This is a genomic window from Corynebacterium sp., from assembly GCF_030826625.1.
Taxonomy (GTDB): Bacteria; Actinomycetota; Actinomycetes; order Mycobacteriales; family Mycobacteriaceae; genus Corynebacterium.
On the sequence record NZ_JAPJNQ010000022.1, the window covers coordinates 20,646 to 29,010 of the forward strand.

Below are 8,365 nucleotides of genomic sequence, written 5' to 3' on the forward strand. Positions count from 1 at the left end.
ATAAGAAATTAAACTAGATGAATAACACCGCACAAAATACTGTATTCACGCTGTGTAGTCACAGTTTAGGCGGGCTAGCTCAAATGTATACCGCGCTACCACCGAGCCTCTGCTTTGCCCTGCATTACAAGTTCATAATGTGGCAAGAGCGTCTCTTCAGTTTTTGAGGTTAATCTTTTAAGGTCAAGTAGCTTGAGTGCTTCACGCATCACTTTCTCCCGATCATCAGTTTTAGCGCGAATCCTGCCTTTCAACACATACCGGGTAAGCTCATCGAACGGAATCTCGTCGATTTTTCGTGGCCCCCGAGTACGCAGTTTCATAGGACTCTGATGTGGCAGATAAAACGTGTATTCTGCAAAATCTCCTCCTTCAGGTTTCTGGGATACCCTCAGTTTGCCAGTTCTTATAAGGCTGCTCAAGATTTTCTTCCCCCGAAGCTCCACATACTTCGTCACCCGAACATCACCTGCACATTTAACGTATCGTGAATACAGATAGCTTCCTGTCATCGGTGCCTCTTGGCTCAGTATTCTTAAAAAGCCTTCTGCTAGTTCGCCATCACTTGCATCCTGCACCGATACCGTAGATCCCGTAAACTCAACGTACGGAACAGACGCTTTCCTCACATCCGCAGCTGACAACGTCTCTTCGCCGTCAAACGCAGTTTTTTCAATTGACGATGCAAACTCGGTAGCTGCTAGCTGGTTGTCGAAATCGGGCGTTGCGAACATTTTGTTTTCTTTATAGGTAGAAATATCTTCGCTGTTTAAAATCGGGCTGCCTGCGTACAGCCGCTCGCCTTCCACAGACGAGTCTTCGGCCGCACCGTCATTTTCTGAGAATGCATCTACAGCTAGGGTTGTCAGCGAATCTGGTTCGCCATCCGCATAAACTGCTTCGAGAATCTCTACATTTTTGGAGGCTTCAAACGAGGGGGCATCAGCACTCGCGAGAGTTATCCCCAGCTCATTTAGCTGACTCCATACTTTTTGCATCTGCGCATCAGAATCCAAATAGAAATCTGATTCGAAAATACGCACAAATGTCCATCCCAGCCGCTCCAGTTCGCGTTGCCGGTACTGATCCCGCAACGCATTCTGATCACTATGCCAATAATCCCCGTCACATTCTACGGCTAAACGTCCTTGAACTCCTGTCACCACGAGATCTATTCGATATCCAAGCTCTGGATACTGTGGGGTAACTTGGTAACCATTTTCCACAATTCTGTTGTAAACCCGCTGTTCAAATAGGGAATCAAACGGTTCTACGCGAACATCATTCGGCACACTGGCACTAACGGCAAGCTCGGGTGCTTTCTCTGCCACGCCATAGGCATATTGCAAAAGTTGTGCACGAATATCATTCGGGTTTAAGTCATCGAAACCAATTGAGTGGAATAACCACACTTGATCTTTCGCACGACTAACTGCCACGTTATACCGTTGCAAAGTTTCTTTTTTGGCCAACAAAGAGGCCTTTTACCCTGGATGACCGGTTGCACCATCGATAGGAACATAACGTCGCGCTCAGCACCCTGGAATTCGGCCGGGCTACCCACCTTAAGGTCACGTTTTTGCCATACTTCAGGCAAAACTTTTTCTATGAGTCGAGCTTGAATGTATGCCGCCTGGCCTGAATCACTAAGCAAAGAGATCACGCCAATTGTTTTGCCATCATACTGCGGATCATCAAGCACAGAAACCAAGCGTTCTACGAGAGTATCAGCTTCAGCTTGGTTGACCTTTTTCGACTTGTTAGTAGCCCAGAACGCATTCGGAGTTCGGGTAATTTTGAATGGAGCTAGGCGGTCCGCTTCAGGTTCACGAACAGGCTTCAATGAAATATTCTCAGGCTCATAGATAAACCGGTTAGAGAACCCGATAATTTCGGGTACGCACCGCCGGTGCTCTTCCAGTGTAATGCGACCACCGTATCGCATATTCGCTTCATCAAAGAGTGAGCGCGCAGGATCCGCCCAAGAGTCAATCTTGTCAAAATCCGAAAGATATTGCTGAGCAAGCTTCCGAATCCCATCCTGATTACGGAAACTCGTGGGTGAGACCTGCTTGTCGTCTCCAATGACAACCATTCGCGGGGCGAGATATTGGAGAAAAATAGCATCGATTCCAGACTGTGAAGCCTCATCCACAATGACCACATCAAACATATTTTCGGTTAGATCAAATTGCTCCACTACTTTGTAAATTGGCATAATCCATACCGGCACGGCAGACCGACAAGAGGCAAGATGTTTGCGGACGTCCCTCTTGTGTTGCACTGCATATTTTCCGGTTCCTTTACCCAACCGCTTTACCGCTTGGCTATAGGCAACAAGGTTTGACTGTGTAGCCGGATCAATTCGGTCTTTACCAACCGCTTTTGACCAGGCTCGAGCTGCGGCAAGCTCCGAAATCGTGGCGGAGATACGCTGGTCAATCATCCGAATCGCACTCGATAGCTCCTCGAGGTCTATACGCGAACGTTGCTTAATTTTTTCTCCCGCCAGCGCCCAAAATCGAGCTTTGTCGGTCTCGCTAGCACGTGCACGCCAGACAGTGCTATCAACCGAGTTCACTACCATCTGTACGAAAAGTGCTGACCAGCGGCTAGCCTTCGCGGTAAGTTCATTCCGTCGACGAATAGGTCCTGATAAAGCAGCTTGCCCTCTAGCTGACTCTAACGCGGTCCGGTACTGTTCAACGTCACGGCTTTCCAATGCTGATTGCAGTCCATCGAGCCAGGCAAGCGATCCAAGCGTCGATTTGGCAATACGGGTTGTCTCCACTCCAAGACTGATTAGCTCGGCGTATGCTGCGGCCTTAGTCTGCGCATCAGATAGCGCTTTCAGTTGCCGTAGCTTCCCCGGAAAACTATCAAGGTCGGCTATGCCAACGCCAAAGCCAAGAGTATTAAATTCGGCTGTTCGAGAAACAATCTCTTCGACTTGTTCCACAGAGGTCGAAAAAATTTCAAGTTCATGTTGCCAAAACCCAATTTTTTCTCGGGGCGTCAGGTTACTTGCAGGTTGCGAATAGTTCCAGGAACGCTGCAATGCCACTAGTGCCCATTCAAGCTCCACGTAGTCAAGATACGCATCGATCTCAGCTAAAGAAGTCGGCGGTACACCGTTAATACGGACATGTTCAAAGAACGGAAAGGCATCTTTGATAATTGGCTTAGTGAACAAGCCAACTTTCGGAAGACCATCAACTTTAGTTTTGATGACGCCACCAGCTTGGAGGAATTTTTGCAGCGCCCGGGCAATCGGCACAAAAGAGTCAACATCTCCTTTGATGTCAATGGCCCTTAAATTGTCTAGTTTTTGCCCTCGAGTTTTGGCAGCAGCAAAATCGTTCGTCAAGGTTTCAACGGCGTTCTTCCACTTGAAAAGGTTCTTGGACCGCGCATCAGAAAGCAACTCATCCACCCAAGGCAGAGAATCACGGTGCATCGCCTGCAACTTCTCGACAGCGCTTTCTGCTTGCCCAGACAACTCGGTTTGCTTCGCTGCTGCAAGCTGCGACCACGCCGCTAGTTCACTAGAAGAAATTTCTGCTGCGAGTTCTCCGTCAAACGAATCCAGTTCCCGTTCGGCTTCGACTAAGCGAACCAGCTCCTCCACGGTTGGCAAGATACTAAAATCAATCTCGTCACCGTTTTCCGTTACATCAGTTCCAGAGAGCTCTTCAGAATCGAGCAGTGAAAACCATTCATCCAACTCTTGGGGTGTCAATGGAAACGGCTGATTAAGGTCGGGAACCTGCAAGGAGTCAATCCACTCATACATGGACTTGTCTGCCAACCATTTTTCCACAGCATGGGACATCTGCATGTCATAGCCTGGGATCGCCAAGTTGTCCCTCTCAGATTCCATAAGAGAGGTCCATTTTCTCAATTCGGCAGTTCTTTGTTCCTGCAGCTGGTTAAGGCTAGATTCTAGAGCATGTATATCACGGGTTGCCTCCGCATGATCGTAGTCGCTCGACCGTCGGCTTATCGTGTCAACAGCTACTTCTAGCTCAGCTAAATCCGATTGTCCCGAGTTAATCACAGACACAGCTAGTTCCCGGATCTCTTCCGGGAGTTTGTCGCGTAATTCGTACAGTGCCCGAGCTGCTTGTGCTGTCACGAGAACCCGCTTGCCTTGGGCTAGCAAATGCGACAACAGAGCAGCAGCCATATGCGTTTTCCCTGTCCCCGGAGGCCCCTGGACAATGGTCTGCGCATGCGTGTCTACGTGTTTTAATACCTGGAGCTGTTTAGCATTCAACGGCAATGGGGTAAATATCTCACTGTTTGATTCGAAAGTCGCCCCAGGCTCTTCTACCGGCTGAACCTCTGCTTGAGAATTTGGATCAATCAAGGTAGCTAACCCTGCAGGAACTACGCCCGCTGCTTCAATAGCGTTAGCTATATTCTTAAACACAGAGGCAAAACCAGTTTGTTGACGCTTTCTTAAGATGATCGTGGGTTGCCATGAGATCACGGGGCGTTCTGAAACAGTTTGTTGCCGCCAATCTGGGTGATATACAGCTTGAGTATCGAGCCCATGTGCTGTCACTACCCCCAGGCTGGCAAACGCTTCCGGGTCCAAAGCTTCTCCATCGAAACGCGCTAGTTCAGTCTTGACGTCGGTTAGAAAGGTGCCATCATGCAGACAGTCCGCGGGCACCGCGTCGAATTCCGTCTTCAATTCGCCGTCCCCGAGCGAAATTTCAATATCCCCGGTAATTTTATCGCGTCGAATGTTCAGCCCAGAAGTGAACAGATGGCGGTCGATTCTCACCCCGCCTTCTCTTTTCCAGGCTAAGTTACCCAGGCCCAAAATCAATTCGAACTCATCAGCGTGCTGGTTTGCGCTGGTTTGGATTTCAAATAAATCTTTATACGCTAGAGAATAATTTTCTGCGGTGGCCCATGTCCGCCAACTCGCCATCCACTCATCCAATTGCACCCGATCCTGCTCTGAGCCTATCATTTCGGTATCAATCTTTGGCTCCTGCAACGCATCATCTACGCTGCCAATAACGAAGTTTTCCAGCTGTGTCGGTACACTGGGGCGCTCGAGGGCTGCTGGCTTTGTAAAAGACACCAGAAGACTATCTTCACTGTCTTTTAGGCTAAGATACGTTTCTTCCAAATCTAAAGTGCTACAAATTGGCTCGCCAAATTTAACCTGCCCCGTACTCTGCGCTAATTCTATTAGACGTTCAAAGGTTAATACCTTTCCTCCGTCTTTTTTATACTCTGCCGTAGAAAAGATGATCTTTTCTTTCGCCTTCTGCAAAGCGGAAAGGAATTCGAACAGACGTGAAGCTTTATCAGCGTTAACCTGCACCGGCGATTCTCCAAACTACGTACTACGGGGGTTACCCACGACGAAAAATACGCCGGAGCACACTAGGGATAGATATATCTTACTATCCTTAACCGCCGTAATATACAGCGCAATTACTGCAGTACGAGACGTAGAAAATTTGTTCTAACGCGAGTGGCAAAACCCCTCTCTCATTTGAGCTATGAAGGTGGGAAGCTTGGAGAGGGGTTTGCTGCGCCATAACCAACCGCGTCTACAACCGCTGGGCGATCCGCACGCCAGCTAGCGGTACCGCTTCGGGACTTCCGCCTGTCCTAACGTCAGCATCAATCGATTGGCCCAGTTGAAGAACGCCGAGGAATAGATCAGATCCAGAATCGACTGTTCATCGAAACCAAACTCACGAAGCTCCGCGCACTGTGCAGCGTCGAAGGCAAACGGTGTACTCGTCAGAGCAACCGCCGTTCGGCGGATCAGATCCCATTTCTCAGAACCGAGCTCAGCTCCAATGCCCTCATCGAGTAGCCGTTGCACAGCTGCTGGTTCACCGCCCTCGTCGATGCAGCGTGCTTGGTGCACAGTGGCGCAATATTCGCAGCCGTTGTAGCGCGAAACCACGGTTGCTGCGAGCTCCCGGTCGGCACGCGACAGCCCACCTTCGGGGTTGTAGAAAATATCCAGGTCCGTGAGCGTGCGAGCTTTCAACGCATCTGGGTCACGGGCAAGCAACCGAAAATACGCAATACCGGCACGCTCCGGCTTAATGAGCGCATCAATGTGCTTATCGTTAAGTTCTTCTTTTTCCAGCGGGGCGATCCACGGCAGCCAGCCCAATGGGTGGTTCACAAAGTGGCTAGGCGCAACAGAGTCATGCTCGAGGATATTCGAGGTGGTTTCCCAGCCCGTGTTCTTCGTCCCTGGAGCACGATCGACTGTAGGCGTTTGCGGGTTTTGCCCCGCCACCACTCGCAGCCCATGTACTACGCGCACCTGGAACGCGAGGAATGCCACCAACTGCGAAAGGCTAACAATCTCAGTTGCGCTCCAACCGGCGGCATCCAGGTTCCCCAACGCCTGCGGGGACGCATCCTTTGGGTGGAATGCCACCAGGTGTGCCCAGGAAAAGGCTGCTGCCAAACGGGCACCAAGCGCTGCTTCGCCACCCTCGGCGTCACCAGCATCAGCGGCGTCACCATCGCCCGCCGCAACGGAGCCGGTGTCACCCGTGTCACCAGTGCCACCGAACAAGGCAAATCCACCATCGTGGTACGGCCCGGTCGACGCCCCACGGGCACTGGCAGCACGCACTGCCGCAATCAGCTCGTCGTCGGCTTCGTCAGCAAGCAAATCGGAATAAAAATCCGCGGCTTTTTCTTCCCCAAACAAAGCTGCCGTAAACGCAGCAACGGCATAACGCTCTGCGTAGGAAAAATTACCGGGATCTTCCGGCTCCAGAAGTGCCGAAAAGCTCGCTTGCGCATTGTGCAACGCATCGGGACGAGCATTGCGTAGCTCCTCGATTTCCGGTGTTGCCGCAGCCAGGTTGTTAATAATGTCCGCCATAGTGTTTCTCCTTTTCCACTCCTTGATTTTCGCTAGTTTTCGGCACTCTCGGCACTTTCGGCTCTACAAGCCCAAGTTCAAATCTCCCGCACGGTAGCGCGAACCTGGGATGGCGTCGATAAGCGTCCGGGTGTAATCCGTGCTCGGCTGGGTAAATACTTTCTCCGTGGCGCCGTATTCCACCTGTTTGCCGCGCGAGAGCACTGATACGGAATCCGATATTTGATTCACAACCGCCAGATCATGCGAGATAAAAATATAAGTAAGCCCGAGTTCTTTCTGGAGATCATCGAGCAGACGAAGGATCTGCGCCTGTACAGTGACGTCCAGTGCTGATACGGCCTCGTCTAGAACAATGAGTTCTGGTTCGATGATGATCGCCCGCGCAATCGCCACCCGTTGGCGCTGACCACCGGAAAGCTCACTGGGCTTGCGGGTAGCCATCGAAGAATCTAGCGACACCTGGTCCAGCACTTCCCTGGCTTTCGCCCGAGCGCTACGCCGCGAAGCACCGAAGAAATTGCGCACTGGTTCGGCAATGCTATCACCGATGCTCAACCGTGGATCCAGCGAACCAAACGGGTTTTGGTACACCATCTGGATCGCTCGTCGAAGTTCGCGCTGGCGTTTACCGCGGGCCGTCGTTATTTCTTCCCCGTGCAACGCGATGCTTCCAGCAGTTGGACGGCTAAACAAAGAGATTGCCCGCCCGGTCGTGGTTTTCCCGGAGCCAGACTCCCCCACGAGCGCGTGCGTGGTACCCGGCGCGACGCTAAAGCTCACGTCGTTCACTGCCGTGAAGTCCCCAAATTGTTGGGTCAGACCGGTAACGGCGAGCAATGGCTCCTGCGCCTGTGGCGTTTCTTGTCCGCGACGGGAAGTGCCCAGGTGCGGTGAGCTCAACGAGGGTGCATCTGCGAGTAGTCGTTTGGAGTATTCGTGTTGCGGCTTGGTTAATACCCTTGCCGCAACCCCAGATTCACGCACCATTCCTTTCTCCATCACCACGATCTTGTTTGCGCGATCGCCAGCCACCGCCAGATCATGAGTGATAAGCAGTATGCCCATCTTGAGTTCATGGCACATGTTGTCTAGGAGGTCCAAGATGATCTTCTGCACGGTTACGTCCAGCGCAGACGTCGGCTCGTCGGCGATAATCAATTCAGGTTCCAGAGCCACGGCCGCCGCAATCAAAACGCGTTGTTTCATGCCGCCGGAGAGTTCATGCGGGTACTGCTCGTAACGACGCTGTGGATCATCAATTCCTACCCGTTCCAAGAGCTCAATTGCACGCTGTTTACGGCTGGCTTTATCACCGAAGTTATGGATGTTTAAGCCTTCTTCAACAGATGCACCGATTGTTTTGAGTGGATTAAGCGAATTATTTGGATCCTGTGGGATTAATCCGATGCGACGGCCACGTAGCTGTCGCCATTGCTTTTCCGACAGTTGCGTGACTTCTTTCCCGTCGAACGTAAT

4 protein-coding genes are annotated in these 8,365 nt (G+C 51.3%); all 4 read right to left on the reverse strand.

The window, feature by feature from the left end; all coding sequences use genetic code 11:
* Window positions 1-95: 95 nt before the first annotated feature.
* Window positions 96-1,472, reverse strand: coding sequence for a DUF559 domain-containing protein (locus RCH87_RS04315; RefSeq protein ID WP_306515502.1), 1,377 nt, complete (start codon window positions 1,470-1,472; stop codon window positions 96-98).
* Window positions 1,376-5,344 (reverse strand): AAA domain-containing protein, encoded by a 3,969-nt coding sequence (locus tag RCH87_RS04320; RefSeq protein WP_306515503.1) that lies wholly within the window; start codon window positions 5,342-5,344, stop codon window positions 1,376-1,378. Before RCH87_RS04320 ends, RCH87_RS04315 begins: the two co-directional genes overlap by 97 nt.
* 261 nt (window positions 5,345-5,605) lie before the next feature.
* The gene (locus RCH87_RS04325) at window positions 5,606-6,886 is read right to left on the reverse strand and encodes an alkylhydroperoxidase domain protein (protein ID WP_306515504.1); all 1,281 of its coding nucleotides are present in this window, start codon (window positions 6,884-6,886) and stop codon (window positions 5,606-5,608) included.
* 63 nt (window positions 6,887-6,949) lie between these two features.
* Window positions 6,950-8,365 (reverse strand): ABC transporter ATP-binding protein (locus tag RCH87_RS04330; RefSeq protein WP_306515505.1); only part of this gene is annotated, 1,416 nt, incomplete at its 5' end.

Bases quoted from the DNA above. Each gene is read 5' to 3' on its own strand.
- RCH87_RS04325 (WP_306515504.1), bottom strand. From the start codon at position 6,886: ATGGCGGACATTATTAACAACCTGGCTGCGGCAACACCGGAAATCGAG.